Here is a 16,194-nt window from a genome sequence, read left to right as displayed (position 1 = left end):
GTCCGGCCGAGAAGCGCGAGACTCTCGCGGTCCGGCCAGGGGGCGCGAGACTCTCGAGGTCCGGCCGGGAAGCGCGCGACTCTGAAGGTCCTGCGTACGGGTGGCGCGGGCGGCGCGCGCGTGGGGCGTGCCCGCCGGCGGAGTGGTGCGCGGGGAACGGCGTCGGCGCTGCACAGACGTCGCTCGGCGGAATCGAGGACGCCACCCGGCGGAACCGGCAGACGCCGTCCCGCGGAACCGGCAGACGCCGCCCCACCGGACCAGCAGACGCCGCTCAGCGGAATCAACGCTGCCGTAAAGGTCCCGCGAAGGTCTCGCGAAGCCTGGGCATGCGGTCACGCGTTCGTTGTCACTTCCACGTGGGACCTCCCTCTCATCCGGCGCCGCGGGCGCGACCCATGCGCTTAGACTCCCTCGCGTGACACGTCGCGGGCCGGTTGGCAAGATGGCCCGAGCGGTCGGCAAGGTGCGGTAACAGGAGGGAAGCGTCTCGTGAGCAGCAGGCCATCCCGAGGCGCTGCTCGCCTCGCAGCCATACTCGACGCGCTGCCGGACGCGTTGGTCCTGGTCAACGCGAACGGCACGGTCGTCAACGCCAACACCATCGCGCTGGAGGCCTTCGAGGCGCCCGGGACCGCGCTCGTGGGGCGCGGGCTGCTCGATCTGCTGCCGCAGTTCGACTCCCGGCTCATCCCCGGGTCCATGCGGCGGCCCGATCACATGGACCCGCACGGGCGGACCAAGCCGACGCGGATGATCGCGCGGCGCACCGACGGGACCGAGTTCCCGGTCGAGGTCACGAGCGCGAACCTGGAGAACGGGCAGCAGGCGTACGACGGTTACGGCTACACCGGCGACGAGCTGCTGATGCTCGTCGTGCGCGATCTGTCCGGAACCGTCGACACCGAGGCGGAGCTGGCCCGCTCGCAGCGGCAGACCGAGATGATCCTGCGGGCCGCCTCCGAGGGTGTCGTCGGGACCGACACCGACGGGCGGATCGTGCTCGTCAACCCGGCCGCCGCCCAGATACTGGGATACCGGGCGGGTGAGCTGGGCGGCAAGGAGCTGCACACCCTCGTGCTGCACTCCCGTGCCGACGGCTCCCCTTTCCCGTACGAGGAGTCCGCGCTCGCCGACACCCTGCGCTCCGGGCGCAAGCACCGGGTGCGCGGGCAGGTGCTGTGGTCCAAGGGCGAGGAGAAGGTCTCGGTCGACCTGACCACCGCCCCGGTGCGCGACGGCGATCAGCTCGTCGGCGCCGTCATGACCTTCACCGACCGCCGGCCGTACGACGGCCTCGCCGAGGAGAAGGCCGCCCTGGAGGCAGCGCACGCCGAGGAGGTGGAGCGGCTCTCCGCGGAGCACGCCTCCGACCTGACCGCGCTGCGCCGGCAGCACGTCACCGAGCTGGAGGAACTCCGCGAGAAGCACGCGGAGGAACTGGGGGCCGGCGAGGACCGCTACGCCGCGCTCGCCGAGCGGGAGAAGGACCGGTACGAGGCGCTCGCCGGGCGGCACGAGCAGTTGCTCACGCTGCTCGGGCAGTCGCTGCGCGGCCCCCTGGACGAGCTGCGGCGCGAACTGTCCGCGCTCGCGGCCGACGACGCGGGCCAGCTGTGGCCCGAGGCCAACCAGGTGCTGCACCACCTGTCCGCCGGCTACTCGCGGATCACCACCCTGATCGACAACGTCCTCGGCTACCAGCGGCTGGACACGGGCAGCGAGGACATCACCCGTACGAAGGTGATGCTGGACGCCGTCGTCGCCGCCGGTGTCGACGGGGCCGTCGAGCTGATCGGGCCGGGGCGCGTGCAGTTCGCCGTGCACGCGCCGCCCATCGAGGCCGAGGTGGACCCGCAGCGGCTCGCCGGCGCACTCGCGCACCTGATCGCGGATGTGGCCGGCGTCGACGCGACCGGCAACGCGCCCGTCTCCGCGGGCGGTTACATGGACAACACCGTCGTGGTCGCCGCCGCACAGCGCGGTGAGGTCGCACGGATCGAGGTGCGCGGGCCGTACTCCGGCGGAGACCCGGTGCACGAACCGATCGTGCGCGGGATCGTGCGCGCCCACGGCGGCGTGCTCCAGACGCACGACGTGCCGGGCATGAGCGGCAGCGCGTACGTGCTCGAAGTACCGCTCGGCGGTGGCGCCGGGGCGGTCGCCGCGCAGACCGGCGCTCAGGTCGTGCCCGCCGGTGCGGTGCCGGCGGCGGAGTCCGGCGCGGGTGAGCAGGACTCCGGCGGTACCGGTGCCGGGCGGCGGCGGGCCCGGCGGGCCTCCACGGACGCCTTCCTGGACGGTGACGTGACCGGCGCGGTCGAGGCCACCGGTGAGGCGGAGGCGACCACACCGACCGGACGGCGCCGGCGGCGGGCCGGCGCGCCCGCCGAGGAGGCCGCCCTGGCGATCCCCGCCGAGAGCGCGGAGACCGCGTCCGGTGGTACCGGGCGCCGCCGTGGCCGGCCCGCCGAGCGCTCCACCGCCGGCGCCGGTTCCGATGACGGTCCCGGTTCCGGTGACGGTCCCGGTTCCGGTGACGGTCCCGGTTCCGGTGGCAGTGGCAGTGGCAGTGGCAGTGGCAGTGGCGGCGAGGGTGTGGCCGAAGGTGCCGTGATGACCGCCGCCGAACACGCGGCAGGAGCAGCCGCCTCCGGTACGGGACTCGGCGGCACCGTGCCGCCGCAGGGCGTGCCCACGCCGACCGGCCGCCGCGCTCGCCGTGACTCCGGCGCCCCACAGGCAGCCCTGCCGCCCGCCCTGCCGGCGGCCGGCAACGGACCGACGCCGGGGGCGGTTGCCGTTCACGGCGCACAGGGGCTTTCGGGTGCGGAGGCGCACCCCGGTGCGGCGGCCGCCCCGGCCGAGGGGACGGAGCCGACCGGGCGGCGCCGCCGTGCGCTGGCCGCCGCGGCGGAGCGTGCCGCGGCAGCTGCGGAGGCGGCGGGCGGCGCGCGCACTGTCTTCGCCCTGCCACCAGCCGAGGCCGACCGCCGACCGGAAGCGACGGACGCGACGGACGCGACGGACGCGACCGCGTACACGGGCACGGGCACGGGCACGGCCGCAGACTCAGACGTAGATGTAGACGTAGACCTCGGCGGGAACGCGGGCACGGCCGCGGCGCCGGACGGGGCGGTTGCGCCGGGCGCAGCGGCAGGTCCGGGCATGCCGGGTACACCCGCGGGTCCGGGGATGCCGGGCGCGTTCGTGGGTCCCGGGATGATCGCGGGACCGGGTGCGCCGGTGGGCCCGGGTTCGCCTGCGGGTCCCGGCGGCGCCGTGCCGATCGTTCCGCAGGCCGGCGCGCCCGCCGGTCCGGGGGCCGTCATGCCCTCCGTTCCGGGGGCCGTCATGCCTGTCGGTCCGGGTACGGCCATGCCCGTCGGCCCGGGTGCCGGTGCCGGTGCCGAGGGGCAGCCGGAGGCCGCCGGGCAGGTTCCCGGTGCCGCTCCCGGCGCTGGTGCCGCCGCCGGACCCGGTGCCGGTGCCGTCGCCGGACCCGGTGCCGTTGCCGGTCATGGCGCGGTCCCCGGTCTGGGCACGGTTGCCGGACCCGACGCCGTCGCCGGTCCGGACGCGGGGGTCGCTCCCGGACACGGACCGGTCTCCGGACACGGACCGGTCTCCGGGCAGGGACGGACGCCCGGACACGGCCAGGTGCCCGGACAGGCTCGAGTACCCGGACAGGCTCAGGTGTCCGGCCCCATGCCGGTGGCCGGTGAGGGTGTGCCCGGTGACGACGGGCGGCACGACGCCGTGCCGCCCGATCACGCCGAGGACCACACACCGCCTCAGCCGCATCCCACCACCGCGCCGACCGGACGGCGCCGCCGGGCAGTGGCCCAGCCGCCCGAGAACGCCCAGGCCGTCGTGCCGGGGACCGCACCCGGAGCGGCGGCCACCGCCGCACAGGCCGTCCCCCCGTCGGCGGCTGCGGGACACCCCGCTCCGGCGCACTCGCCCGCTTCCGGTCATGCGGCCGCCGCACGAGCCGTTCCGGGCTCGGCCGCCGGCGGTCAGGTCGGTCAGGGCGCGGCCGTACCGCCGGCTCCCGGTCAGGGGACCGCCGCTCACGGCATCCCGGCGCAGGGTACGGCGGGGCAGGGCATCCCCGTCCAGGCCTCCCCCGCCACCCCGGTTGCCCCCACGCCCGCCGCGCCCGCCGGCCCTGCCGGGCAGACGCACGCCACCGCACCGGTGACCGCGCAGGCGGAGCCCGGCGGCCGGCCCGGTGCCGTCGTACCCGGCCCGCAGGTGACCATCCCCCATCCCGCGGTTCCCGTGCAGGGCACCGCCGGCCAGGCCGTACCGGCGGCGGCCGCCCCGGTGCAACAGGCCGCCGGAACGCGGCAGACGCCCGCCGCACAGATGCAGCAGAGCCCCGCACAGATGCAGCAGGCCGCCGCGCAGATGCAGCAGAGCGCCGGGGCACCCGCCGCACCTGGGCAGCAGACCGCCGGGACGGCCGCCGCGCAGCCCGGCACCCCGCCCGGCGGCACCCCGGTGGTGCCCCCGGTCGCACAGCCGCTGCCCACGGAAACCCCGAACGGTCAGGTGCCGGTGCCGTCCACCGGCACCGCCCCCGCGGCCACCGTCCCCCAGCAGTGGCCCGGTGCCGACGACACCTCCGGTGCGGGCTTGCCCGTACCGCCTGCGAACCCGGCCGGTACGCCGCCCGGCACCCCGCTGCCCGCGGAACACGCCGGTGCGCGGCCGCAGCGGGCCGCGCAGCCGTTGCCCGCGGAGGCATCGGCAGCCGCCGTGGACCCGAACTCGACGCACGGCCGTGCCATCAGCGTCCGGACGCTGGGGCAGGGCGTGCCGTTCGCGCGGCAGGCCGCGCAGGTGCAGCAGCCGATGGCGACTCCGCCCCCGCACACGCCGGGTGGTTCCGGCCGCCGGCGCAAGCTGGGCACGCCCCCCGACCCGGCCGCCCGCGCCGAGGCACAGCCGGACGAGGCGGTCCGGCCGCATCCGGCGGCCGAACCCGCGCCCGCACAGCCGTCGCTCGGCGGCCAGGCATCGGCGGCGCAGCCCACGCCGACCGGGCAGACCCGGATCGGCACGGGCACCGAGGGTGCGGGACGGTCGTACGCCATAGGTGCCCCGGAGCCCGACGCCGCCGAGGGGCCCGAGCCACTGGACGGTCCCGGCGGTGCCGTCGAGGTGTCCGACACCCCGCGGCCGCAGCCGCTGGACGACGAGCTGCCCCCGGAGCCGCTGGACAACCCGCGCCGGCTGCTGGTGTGGCCCGCGCCGGACGTGACGACGCAGCAGGCGCTGAGCGACCGTGGCTACCGGCCCGTCATCGTGCACTCGCGCGAAGAGGTGGACGCGCAGATCGCGGCCTTCCCCGCCGCGCTGTTCGTCGATCCGCTGACCGGGCCCATCACGCGCACGGCGCTTCAGTCGCTGCGCCAGGCCGCCGTGGCCGCCGAGGTGCCGGTGCTGGTCACGGCCGGGCTCGGGCAGGCGACGCGCGAGGCGGCCTACGGTGCCGACCCCGCCGTACTGCTGAAGGCGCTCGCGCCCCGGGACAGCGAGCAGCATCCGCCTCGGGTGCTGCTGATCGAGGAGCACGCGGAGATCGCGCTGGCCCTGACCTCGACGCTGGAGCGGCGCGGGATGCAGGTGGCGCGGGCCGGGAACGACAACGACGCCGTGACGCTGGCGGGGCAGTTCCGGCCGAACCTCGTGGTGATGGACCTGATGCAGGTGCACCGGCGGCGGGCCGGGATCGTGGACTGGCTGCGGGCGAACGGGCAGCTCAACCGCACCCCGCTCGTCGTCTACACCGCAGCCGTCGACCAGGCCGACCTGCCCCGGCTGGCCTCGGGCGAGACCGTGCTGTTCCTCGCCGAGCGGTCCACCAGCACCGAGGTGCAGGCACGGATCGTGGACCTGCTGGCCCGGATCGGCACGAACTGATCGGCGCCGGCGCGGAGCGGGGGCGCCTCAGCCGGCGACGAGTCTGCGGGCCGCCTCCTTGATGGAGGCCCGCAGGCGGTCGCGGTCGGGCTGCTGGCCGCCCGCGAGGATGCGCCCCATCTGGGGGACGACGGCGGTCCAGTTGGCGAGCGCGACCAGCAGGAACAGCAGGTCGCCGGGCGGGATCGCGTCGGTGATCACGCCTCGGGCCTGGCCGTCGGCGACGGCGGCGACCTTGCGGGCGTAGTGCTCCTGGCGCCGTGTCTCGTCGGGCAGTTCGGCGGTGCCGTACTCGATGCCCTCCCAGAACAGCAGGCGCAGCAGTTCGGGGTGGGTGGCGTGGTAGTCGAGGAGGCGGTCGATCCAGCCCTCGATGTCGTCGGGATCGACGGGCACGGCCGCCGCCAGGTCGACCATGCAGCTGCCGAGGACCTGGGTGAACAGCTCGGCCTTGTTGCCGAAGTAGGCGTAGATCAGCTGCTTGTTGGCCTTGGCCGCGGCGGCGATGCGGTCGATCCGGGCGCCCGCGATCCCGTGCCGGGCGAACTCGGTGACCGCCGCGTCGAAGATGCGGGCCTTGGTGGCCTCGGGGTCCCTCACTGCTGCCATAGGCACAGGCTAGGGCCGGGCGAGAGAAGTAACCAACTATTTGGTTGACGGGGAAGCGGGCGGACGGCAAGCTGTTGGAGACTTCCAACCAACCAGTTAGTTGTAAGAACCGGCCCAAGGAGCAGTCCCGCCCATGCCGTCAGCCACCGCCACCCGTCTAACGCCGGGCATACCGGTCGTCACCCGCGAGCGGCCCGCCTCGGGCTCCTTCTTCCTCCTTCTCATCGCCGTCTGCACCGCCGTCACGGCCGCCAACATCTACCTCGCGGCGCCGCTGCTCCCGCTCATCGCCCATGACTTCGGCACGGTCCCGTCGGCCGTGACCTGGATCGCCTCGGTCGCCCAGCTCGGCTACGCGGCCGGGCTGCTCTTCTTCGCGCCGCTCGGCGACCGCGTCGACCGGCGCCCGCTCGTCGCCGGCCTCTCCGTGGCCACCACCGTCTCGCTCGTCGTCGCGGCCCTCGCCCCCGGCATCGCCGCCCTTTCCGCCTGCGTGTTCGTCGCCGCCGCCGCGACCGTCGTACCGCAGCTGCTCGTGCCACTGGTTGCGGAGCGCGCGCCCGCCGACCGGCGCGCGCGCCATGTCGCGGCCGTCATCGCCGGTCTGTTCACCGGAATCGTCGCCGCCCGTGTCGTCGGCGCCCTCGCCGGGCAGGCGTTCGGCTGGCGCTGGGTGTTCGCCGGGTCCGCCGTACTGACCCTCGTGCTGGGTCTGGCCACGGCCCTGGCCCTGCCCTCGGAACGGCGCTCGCGGCAAAGCGGGCTGTTCTCCGGCATCGCCGAGCTGCCGGGGCTGCTGCGCCGCTCGCCCGATCTGTGGCGGGCCTGCGTGCGGCAGGCCGGGATGTTCGGCGCCTGGAGCGCGCTGTGGACCTCCCTCACGCTCCTGCTGACCGGCCCCTCCTACGGCCTCACGACCGCGACCGCCGGACTGTTCGGCCTCTTCGGCCTGACCGCCACTGCGGTGGCCCCGCCGGCCGGCGGCCTGGTGGACCGGTTCGGTGCCACGCGGGTCGTGCGCGTCGCCTATCTGCTGGCGGCCGTATCCGTGCCGCTGTTCTGGCTCGGCGGCCACGCCATGGCGGCCCTGTTCGCCGCCGCGATCGCAGTCCACGCCGCCCTGGTCGCCTCCCACGTGGCCAACCAGACCCTCGCCCTGACCACGACCGCCACCCCCGCCACCGCCAACACCGCCTACGTCGTCTCCGGCTTCGCCGGCGGCGCGCTCGCCTCGGCCGCCGCGGGCCCGGCCTTCGGCCACTGGGGCTGGACCGGCGTGTGCGCGGTGGCCGGTGCGTGGCTGATCCCCGGCTGGGTGGCGACGATCCGGCCCACCCGGCGCACGCGGCCGGGAGCCACACCGCTCACACCGGGACCGACCAGCTGACGATCACCCCCCACTCCCGACACCGGGCGCGACCGGGGCGGCCGGCAGCGGCGCACGCCGGGTGGGGGCCTGTGGCGTACGCCGATGCGGTCGACGGTGTGCCGCGGATCGGCCGGTCAGAGTCGGGTGACGTCCAGCTCGCCGTCCGCGTACCGCCTGCGGAGCACCTTCTTGTCGAACTTGCCCACGCTCGTCTTCGGCACCGCCGCGATCACCGTCCAGCGCTCGGGCAGCTGCCACCGGGCGATGCGGCCCTCCTCGGCGAGGAAGACGCGCAGGGTCTCGAAGTCGGCGGTGGCGCCCTCCCGCAGGACGACCGTGGCCAGCGGGCGCTCCCCCCACTTGTCGTCGGGCACGGCGACCACGGCGGCCTCGCTCACGTCCGGGTGGGACATCAGCGCGTTCTCCAGCTCCACCGAGGAGATCCACTCGCCGCCCGACTTGATGACGTCCTTGGCGCGGTCGGTGAGGGTGAGGAAACCGTCGGGGGAGATGGTGCCGACGTCGCCCGTCTTCAACCAGCCGTCCTCGCTGAACTTGTCGGCGGGGCGCAGCGGTTCGGCGTCCGGGCCGTTGTAGTAGGCGCCCGCGATCCACGGGCCGCGCACCTCCAGCTCGCCCGCCGACTCGCCGTCGAAGGGCAGGCGTTCGCCGTCGGGACCGCTCAGGCGGGCCTCGACGCCGGCCGGGAAGCGGCCCTGGGTGAGACGGTAGGCGAACTCCTCGTCGGTCCCGACCGCGTGGGCCGGCGGCCGGGCGACCGTGCCCAGCGGGGAGGTCTCCGTCATGCCCCAGGCGTGGCAGACCCGCATGCCCAGCTGGTCGAAGGCCGCCATGAGCGAGGGCGGACAGGCCGCGCCGCCGATGGTGACCTGGGTGAGGCTCGCGACGTCGCGCGGCCTGGCCTGCAGCTCGGCGAGCAGACCCTGCCAGATGGTCGGCACGGCGGCCGCGTGGCTCGGCCTCTCCCGCTCGATCATCTCGGCGAGCGGCGCGGGCTGCAGAAAACGGTCCGGCATCAGCATGTTCACGCCGGTCATGAAGGTGGCGTGGGGCAGGCCCCAGGCGTTGACGTGGAACTGGGGGACCACGACCAGCGAGGTGTCCTGGTCGGTCAGGCCCATCGACTGGGTCATGTTGACCTGCATGGAGTGCAGGTAGATCGACCGATGGCTGTACACCACGCCCTTGGGGTCTCCGGTGGTGCCGGAGGTGTAGCACATGGCGGCTGCCCGGCACTCGTCCAGCTCCGGCCAGTCGTACCCGGTGGACCGGCCGGCGATCAGCTCCTCGTACTCGTGCAGCCGGGCGTGTGTGCCGTGCAGCGGGGTACGGTCACCGGGCCCGGAGACGACGATGTGCTCGACCGCCGGGAGCTTGGGCAGCAGCGGCGCCAGCAGCGGGATCAGCGAGCCGTTGACGATGACGACCTTGTCGGCCGCGTGGTTGACGATCCACACCAGCTGCTCGGCGGGCAGCCGCAGATTGAGGGTGTGCAGCACCGCGCCCATGGACGGGATCGCGAAGTACGCCTCGACGTGCTCGGCGTTGTTCCACATCAAGGTGGCCACGCGGTCGTCGCCGCGGACCCCGAGTTCGTCTCGCAGCGCGTTCGCCAACTGGGCCGTACGGGCGCCGATCTCGGCGAAGGTGCGCCGGTGCGGCTCGGCCTCCCCGGTCCAGGTGGTCACCTGGGATGAGCCGTGGACCGTGGATCCGTGGTTCAGGATCCTCGAGATCAGCAGCGGTACGTCCTGCATCGTGCTCAGCACGGCGTCCTCCCGGGCGACATTGCCTACGCGGTGGTAGAGGTTGCGCTGATTCTGCGCACATACCGCGCGGTATGTCACTAGGGGAAGGGAAATTCGGGCTAGCGGACCAGCATCAGCTCCGGGTCCTCGCGCAGCTTGCCCAGCGCCCGGGACACCGCCGACTTCACCGTGCCCACGGACACGCCGAGCACCTCGGCGGTCTGGGCCTCGCTGAGGTCCTCGTAGTACCGCAGGACGACCATCGCCCGCTGCCGCGCCGGCAGCTTCGCGACCGCCCGCCACATGGCGTCGTGCAGGGCCTGCCGTTCGGCCGGGTCTCCGTCGCCCGGCGCGGACTCCGGCTCGGGCAGCTCCTCGCAGGCGAACTCGTCCACCTTGCGCTTGCGCCACTGCGAGGTCCGCGTGTTGAGCAGCGCCCGGCGCACATAGCCGTCGAGCGCCCGCTGGTCCTCGATCCGCTCCCACGCCACGTAGGTCTTGGCGAGGGCGGTCTGCAGCAGGTCCTCGGCATCGCAGGGGTTCGCCGTCAGCGAGCGGGCGGTACGCAGCAGGACCGGCTGGCGGGCCCGCACGTACGACGCGAACGACGGGTACGTGGGCGTCCCGCCGCCGGAGCGGAGCCCGGACTGGGGGCGGTTCCGCCGGCTTGGTGCGGCGGCCGAGGCGCTGGTGCAGACGGGTGCGGTCATGGCTCCACGCTAGAAGCGGGGGCCGGCCCGGCGGATCGGCCGCAGGTCCCGAAGGGGAGTCCCCCTCAGGTTGTAGGGGTGGGGGTGCCTGCACCTCCTGAAGGTGGACGGCAGATCCACTCCGCCTGCGGGTCCGACCCTGATGCCGGGTCCGGGTCCGGCCCCGAGCCCGGCCACGAAGGGCCCTGTGCCCGGCCGGTGGGTGCGCCCCGCCCACCCTCGTCACGCCGTGCCCGGCCGTAGGGGCCGGGCACCCTGCCACTGGGGGCCTGCCCGCCCGCGTAAGCCCCGTACCCCTGCCGCCGGGGTCTGCTCGGCGGCGGGAGTCCGGGTGCGCTGCCGTCGCAGGACCTGCCCGGCCGCGGAAGCCCCGTAGCCCTGCCGCCGGGGTCTGCTCGGCGGCGGGAGCCCGGGTGCGCTGCCGTCGCAGGACCTGCCCGCCCGCGGAAGCCCCGTAGCCCTGCCGCCGGGGGCCGCTCGGCGGCGGGAGCCCGGGTGCGCTGCCGTCGCAAGGCCTGCCCGGCGGTGTGAGCCCCGGCACCCTGTCCCTGGGGCCTGCCCGGCCGCGGGAGCATGCGTTCCTCGGTGGACCGGTCCGCGGGGGGGGGGCTCAGCGGTCCGCCGCGAGCACCAGGCCCGACGTCGGTACCCCGGTGCCAGCCGTCACCAGGGTCCGGGACACCCCCGGCAGCTGGTTCGCCGCCGTGCCGCGCAGCTGCCGTACCGCCTCCGCCACGCCGTTCATGCCGTGCAGATACGCCTCCCCGAGCTGCCCGCCGTGGGTGTTCAGCGGCAGCCTCTCCTCGGCCACGAGGTCCGCCGCCTCCCCTCTCCCGCAGAACCCGAACTCCTCCAGCTGCATCAGCACGAACGGGGTGAAGTGGTCGTACAGGATCCCCAGGTCGATGTCGGCAGGTGCGAGCCCGGAGGTCCGCCACAACTGGCGGGCCACCACGCCCATCTCCGGCAGGCCCGTCAGATCGCCGCGGTGGAAACCGGTCATCTGCTCCTGCGCCCGGCCGGCCCCCTGGGCCGCCGCCGCGATCACCGCGGGCGGATGCGGCAGGTCACGGGCTCGCTCCAGGGAGGTGACGACGATCGCCTGCCCGCCGTCGGTCTCCTGGCAGCAGTCCAGCAGCCTGAGCGGCTCGGCGATCCAGCGGGACGCGGCATGGTCGGCGAGCGTGATCGGGCGTCCGTGGAACCATGCCGCCGGATTCGTCGCCGCGTACTTGCGGTCCACCACGGCCACGTGCCCGAACGCCTCCGGCGTCAGCCCGTACGCGTGCAGATACCGCTGGGCCGACATGGCCACCCAGGACGCAGGGGTGAGCAGCCCGAACGGCAGCGCCCAGCCCAGCGCCACGCCCTCCGCCGTGGGCTCACGGTGCTGCACGCCGGCGCCGAACCTGCGGCCCGAGCGCTCGTTGAAGGCCCGGTAGCAGACCACCACCTCCGCGACGCCCGCCGCCACCGCCAGCGCCGCCTGCTGGACGGTCGCACAGGCCGCGCCGCCCCCGTAGTGGATCCGGGAGAAGAACGACAACTCGCCGATCCCGCAGGCCTGGGCCACCGTGATCTCCGGGCTGGTGTCCATCGTGAACGTCACGAGCCCGTCCACATCGCCCGGCGTGAGGCCCGCGTCGTCGAGCGCGGCCCGCACCGCCTCCACCGCCAGCCGCAGTTCGCTGCGCCCGGAGTCCTTGGAGAACTCGGTGGCCCCGATGCCGGCGATCGCCGCCCGGCCGCCGAGCGCGTCGCGCCCGCGCAGACTCACGACGTGACCTCCGCGCCCGGGACCCGCACGTCAGCGGCCTCCGCGCCGCGGACGCATGCGTCGTCGGCCCCCGCGCCCGGGACCCGTACCTCAGCGGCCCCCGCGCCCGGGACCCGCGCGTCCGCGACCGTCACCGTCACCGTGCCCGTGACGTGCCGGCCGATGCCGTTTGCGCCGACGACCCGCACGGTGGCGGTGTCGCCGTCGACCGCTTCGATCCTGCCCGTCAGCACCATCGTGTCCCCCGGGTGGTTGGGCGCGCCGAGCCGGATGGCGACCTTGCGGAGCACCGCCGCCGGACCGAAGTGGTCCGTGACGTATCTGCCGACCAGGCCGTTCGTCGTCAGGATGTTCATGAAGACGTCGGGCGAGCCCTTCGCCCTGGCCAGCTCCGCGTCGTGGTGCACGTCCTGGTAGTCCCGGGAGGCGAGCGCGCCCGCCACGATGAGCGTGCGGGTGACCGGGATCTCCAGCGGGGGCAGTTCCGTGCCCGCCGTGAGTGCCGTCGTCATGCGTCACCCGCCCCGGTCCGGGCCCCGGCGTCCGCGCGGTCCACGTCCATGTCGTCCCTCGCCTCCTGCGACCCGGAGGAGGCGACGCGGAAGACCGGCAGGACCAGCGCGCCGTCGTCGTCCTCGTAGGTCCGGAACTCCACCCGCACCGGCAGCCCGATGCGCACCTTGTCGTACGGCACCCCCACCACGTTGCCCACCATCCGCACGCCTTCGGCCAGTTCGATGAGGCCGACGGCGTACGGGGGATCGAAAGCCGGGAAGGGCGGATGGTGCATCACCACGTAGGAGTGGACCGTGCCCGCACCGCTCGCCTCGAACGTGTCCCAGCCCAGGCCGCCGCAGGCGTTGCAGCCTGGCAGCCAGGGGTGGCGCGGTGTGCCGCAGTCCGTGCAGCGCTGGACGAGGAGTCTGTGCTCGGCCACGCCCTGCCAGAAGCCCGCGTTGTCCCGGTTGACCACCGGACGGGGGCGCCGTGCGCGCGGACCGGTGTGCGCGGGGGCGTACTTGAGGATGCGGAACCGGTGCGTGCCCACCAGATCGCCACCGACCCGGACGTCCGTGCGGGTGGTGACGAAGTAGCCCCTGCCCAGTTTGGTCGTCTTGGGTCCTGAGACGGACTCGATCACGGAGTCGAACGTGACCTCGTCGCCCGGGCGCAGGGCCCGTAGATACTCCTGCTCGCAGTCGGTGGCCACCACGGAGGTGCACCCCGAGGCGTCGAGCAGGCCGAGCAGTTCGTCGTAGGCCCCGGTGCGGCCCGTGTGGCCGGAGAGGCCGCCCATCGTCCAGGCCTGGAGCATGGTCGGCGGGGCGATGGCGTCCGGGCCGCGGTAGGCCGGACTGGTGTCGCCCATCGCCTCGCACCAGTGCCGGATCATCGGCGCGTTCACCGGGTCCTTGCCCACTCCGGCGACGGTGGCCGGCAGACCCTCGTACGCCTTGAGCCGGGTCCCCACCTCGTCCATCTCCGCGCTCACCTCCGCCTCCCGATCGGCCCACACGGCCCCGGCCAGCACGGCATCGGCCCGCACGGCTTCGGCCTGACGGCCTCCGACCATCCAGACGATTTCTGACTGTCCGTCAGATACGGTCGGGTGTCAAGGTCGGCCGCACGCAGCGGAACCGGGCGGAGAACGCCTGCGCGGCGGTACCGAAGTACCGCCGCGCGGACGTGTTACGACCCCTGAGCACACCCCGCGAAGCCCTCCTCAGGAGGAACCTCGGCCTACGGTCACCAGAGGTGGGTGAAGTGGACGGCGACGTTCTCGTTGCCCTGCTGGATGGCCGTGAACGCGGATCCGTTCACCTGCGCGGTACTGCTCTGGTTCGAGGCCCCGGAGCCGACCGCGTTCTGCTGCGTGGTGGACGAGTTGCCGTTGTTGTCGTGGCCGACTCCGCTGCCGATGACGGACGCCACTCCCGCGTTCGATCCGTCGTCCGCGAAGCCGCCGTTGTCAGCGGCCGCGATGCCGGTGAAGAGAGCGGCTGCGAGCGGAAGCGCGGCGACGACGGCGAGAACGCGGGCGGTACGGATGCTTGCCATGTTGTTCCTCCAGAACCGAGCACTCTGCGGCCCCATGGGCCGGAAGCACGTGAACTACGGTTTGTGTCAAGGCAGTTGGCCGACCGCCTGGACTGTCGTGGACGACGTCACGCCCCAAGAGTTGCCCACCGAATCCCCGGCGAACCACCCCGGAAGCGGTGATTCGCACGCAAGCGTGATGACAAGTCGATAAACCCCTAACGCCACCTCTGGCCCGCGATGCCCCAGCAGGCGCGACTGCGGATGTTCACCCGCCAAGCGACACAAGAAGAGAATCGTTCCGGCATTTTCCGGCACTCTCCGGCCGATCCACCCCGCCCCGGCGCGCCCCACCCGCCCCCTCTTCCCTTTTTCGAACGCGTGTACGAATATAAGACCATGGCCACCATCGACCGGCAGGCCACGACGCTGGCCCTCGCACACGCCCTGTCAGCCGCCGAGCGCGGCCTGGCCGTCATCCCGTTGTCCCGGACGAAACTCCCCGCCCTGCGCTCGCCCCACCACGCCGACCCCGATCCGGCGGCACCACGCTGCCACGGCGAGTGCGGCCGCTTCGGCCACGGCGTGTACGACGCCTCGACCGATCCCGTCCGCATCCGCGAGCTGTTCGCCGCCGCGTCCAGGCCCACCGGCTACGGCATCGCCTGCGGGCTTCCCCCGTACCACCTGATCGGCGTCGACCTGGACACCAAGTCGGGCACGGACTCCTCGGCCGCCCTGCGCGAGCTGGCCCTGCGCCATCTGTTCACGATCCCGCCGACCGTCGTCGTCCTCACCCCGAGCGGCGGCCGGCACCTGTGGCTGACCGGCCCGCCGGACGTCGTCGTACCGAACTCGGCCGGCCGGCTCGCCCCCGGCATCGACATCCGGGGCGCCGGTGGCTACCTGGTGGGCCCCGGTTCCCGCACCGAACACGGCGTCTACGCGACCGCCCCCGGCACCGCGCAGCTGGCCCCCGCCCCCTGCCCGGCCTCCCTGCTGCGTCTGCTCCTGCCCCCGCCGCGCGGCAACCACCCGGCACCCCCGGCACCCGGCGACCACGGCCGCGGCCTGGTCCAGTTCGTCCTCTCCGCCCACGAGGGTCAGCGCAACACCCGGCTGTTCTGGGCGGCCTGCCGGGCCTACGAGAACGGCATCGGCCCCGTCCTCGCCGACCCCCTGACCGAAGCGGCCCGCCACACCGGCCTCAGCGAACGCGAGGCCCGCGCCACGATCGCCTCGGCGGCCCGCATGACAGGCCACCGATCCTGAGGACAAGCACCCCGGCGCCCCGGCGGGACCGACAGCAACGGCCCCGGACCGGTTCATCCGGGTCCAGGGCCGTCCAACTGCGCGGTGGGTGCGGGATGTGAACCCACGGTGACTCTTCCGAAGGCCATCCAAGTCTGGCCTGAATGGACGAAACGGTCATGTCGATTCATGAATGCACACCTCGGAACAGTAGATTTCCCGGCAGGTCAAATCCATGTGCTGCTACGGAAAAGAGATCCTGAATGAGGAAGACCGGTCGGATCATCGCAACGCTGACCGCAGCCGTGGCCATGGGTACCTTTGGCTCAGGACAAGCCCAGGCCCAGGACGGCCCCCTGTTGGGGCTCTTGTCACCGCTGGTGTGCAATGCACAAAACAACGTGGCCGGCAACAACAACCAGGTGAATCAGACCGCTTCCTGCCAGCAGGCCGCGACGACACCACCTCCCGCAAGCGGCGGGGTGACCGGCGTGGAGACTGTCAGGCTCCCCGCCGAGACCGTGCCCAATTTCACCCAGCGTAAGGCGTCGTGCCCCGCAGGCAAGCGAGTGATCGGCGGCGGGGCCACGGCCACTTCCTCAACATTCCAGGCCAGCCTGGGGGGATCCTTCCCCAGCAGCGACAACGACGGGTGGATCGCCTACGGTTGGTCGCCTAATAGCGATGACGTCAGTATCTCCGTCTACGCCATCTGCGCCACCACTTCCTGAGCGCCTGATA

At 73.7% G+C, this 16,194-nt stretch carries 11 protein-coding genes; 4 read left to right on the top strand and 7 right to left on the bottom strand.

All coding sequences use genetic code 11. The annotated features are described in order from the left end of the window. Positions 1-492: 492 nt before the first annotated feature. Positions 493-5,931, top strand: a complete 5,439-nt coding sequence (locus tag ACGFT2_RS25300) for a PAS domain-containing protein (protein WP_393282028.1) — start codon at positions 493-495, stop codon at positions 5,929-5,931. Between the two features lie 27 nt (positions 5,932-5,958). Here ACGFT2_RS25300 and ACGFT2_RS25295 read toward each other — a convergent pair whose 3' ends face one another. Next, positions 5,959-6,540 (bottom strand): TetR family transcriptional regulator, encoded by a 582-nt coding sequence (locus ACGFT2_RS25295; protein WP_393282026.1) that lies wholly within the window; start codon positions 6,538-6,540, stop codon positions 5,959-5,961. A 133-nt stretch (positions 6,541-6,673) separates the two neighbouring features. Here ACGFT2_RS25295 and ACGFT2_RS25290 point away from each other — a divergent pair, with 133 nt between their 5' ends. Next, positions 6,674-7,927 (top strand): MFS transporter, encoded by a 1,254-nt coding sequence (locus ACGFT2_RS25290; RefSeq protein ID WP_393282024.1) that lies wholly within the window; start codon positions 6,674-6,676, stop codon positions 7,925-7,927. A 116-nt stretch (positions 7,928-8,043) separates the two neighbouring features. Here the strand turns inward: ACGFT2_RS25290 and ACGFT2_RS25285 are convergent, their stop codons facing one another. The 6 genes from ACGFT2_RS25285 to ACGFT2_RS25260 all read right to left on the bottom strand — a co-directional run bounded on the left by ACGFT2_RS25285 (position 8,044) and on the right by ACGFT2_RS25260 (position 14,223). After that, positions 8,044-9,699, bottom strand: a complete 1,656-nt coding sequence (locus ACGFT2_RS25285) for a long-chain fatty acid--CoA ligase (RefSeq protein WP_393282023.1) — start codon at positions 9,697-9,699, stop codon at positions 8,044-8,046. Positions 9,700-9,797: 98 nt separating this feature from the next. Next, on the bottom strand, positions 9,798-10,388 hold the full coding sequence (locus tag ACGFT2_RS25280) for a SigE family RNA polymerase sigma factor (RefSeq protein ID WP_393282022.1): 591 nt from the start codon (positions 10,386-10,388) through the stop codon (positions 9,798-9,800). Positions 10,389-10,998: 610 nt separating this feature from the next. Beyond that, a complete protein-coding gene (locus ACGFT2_RS25275; protein WP_393282020.1) occupies positions 10,999-12,165 on the bottom strand; it encodes a lipid-transfer protein in 1,167 nt (388 codons plus the stop codon). Next, the gene (locus ACGFT2_RS25270; protein ID WP_393282019.1) at positions 12,162-12,677 is read right to left on the bottom strand and encodes a MaoC/PaaZ C-terminal domain-containing protein; all 516 of its coding nucleotides are present in this window, start codon (positions 12,675-12,677) and stop codon (positions 12,162-12,164) included. The genes ACGFT2_RS25275 and ACGFT2_RS25270 overlap by 4 nt, the downstream gene beginning before the upstream one ends. Continuing rightward, positions 12,674-13,645: a bifunctional MaoC family dehydratase N-terminal/OB-fold nucleic acid binding domain-containing protein gene (locus tag ACGFT2_RS25265; protein ID WP_393282209.1), complete on the bottom strand. Its 972-nt coding sequence runs from the start codon at positions 13,643-13,645 to the stop codon at positions 12,674-12,676. The genes ACGFT2_RS25270 and ACGFT2_RS25265 overlap by 4 nt, the downstream gene beginning before the upstream one ends. A gap of 266 nt (positions 13,646-13,911) precedes the next feature. Next, on the bottom strand, positions 13,912-14,223 hold the full coding sequence (locus ACGFT2_RS25260) for a hypothetical protein (RefSeq protein WP_393282017.1): 312 nt from the start codon (positions 14,221-14,223) through the stop codon (positions 13,912-13,914). Positions 14,224-14,601: 378 nt separating this feature from the next. On the opposite strand from ACGFT2_RS25260, the gene ACGFT2_RS25255 reads away from it, so the two are divergent. After that, positions 14,602-15,474 (top strand): bifunctional DNA primase/polymerase, encoded by an 873-nt coding sequence (locus tag ACGFT2_RS25255; protein ID WP_393282016.1) that lies wholly within the window; start codon positions 14,602-14,604, stop codon positions 15,472-15,474. Positions 15,475-15,716: 242 nt separating this feature from the next. Next, positions 15,717-16,184 (top strand): hypothetical protein, encoded by a 468-nt coding sequence (locus ACGFT2_RS25250; protein WP_393282014.1) that lies wholly within the window; start codon positions 15,717-15,719, stop codon positions 16,182-16,184. The last annotated feature ends 10 nt before the right edge of the window (positions 16,185-16,194 follow it).

Source organism: Streptomyces sp. NPDC048514 (assembly GCF_043199955.1).
Classification (GTDB): domain Bacteria; phylum Actinomycetota; class Actinomycetes; order Streptomycetales; family Streptomycetaceae; genus Streptomyces.
Note: the sequence above shows the minus strand (reverse complement) of the source record. Positions and strands in the feature narration are given on the sequence as shown.

What these genes read in the sequence shown, in the direction of transcription:
- ACGFT2_RS25295 (WP_393282026.1), bottom strand. Translation starts at nt 6,540, where the DNA reads ATGGCAGCAGTGAGGGACCCCGAGGCCACCAAGGCCCGCATCTTCGAC.
- ACGFT2_RS25290 (WP_393282024.1), top strand. Translation starts at nt 6,674, where the DNA reads ATGCCGTCAGCCACCGCCACCCGTCTAACGCCGGGCATACCGGTCGTC.
- ACGFT2_RS25280 (WP_393282022.1), bottom strand. Translation starts at nt 10,388, where the DNA reads ATGACCGCACCCGTCTGCACCAGCGCCTCGGCCGCCGCACCAAGCCGG.
- ACGFT2_RS25270 (WP_393282019.1), bottom strand. Translation starts at nt 12,677, where the DNA reads ATGACGACGGCACTCACGGCGGGCACGGAACTGCCCCCGCTGGAGATC.
- ACGFT2_RS25265 (WP_393282209.1), bottom strand. Translation starts at nt 13,645, where the DNA reads ATGGACGAGGTGGGGACCCGGCTCAAGGCGTACGAGGGTCTGCCGGCC.
- ACGFT2_RS25260 (WP_393282017.1), bottom strand. Translation starts at nt 14,223, where the DNA reads ATGGCAAGCATCCGTACCGCCCGCGTTCTCGCCGTCGTCGCCGCGCTT.
- ACGFT2_RS25255 (WP_393282016.1), top strand. Translation starts at nt 14,602, where the DNA reads ATGGCCACCATCGACCGGCAGGCCACGACGCTGGCCCTCGCACACGCC.
- ACGFT2_RS25250 (WP_393282014.1), top strand. Translation starts at nt 15,717, where the DNA reads ATGAGGAAGACCGGTCGGATCATCGCAACGCTGACCGCAGCCGTGGCC.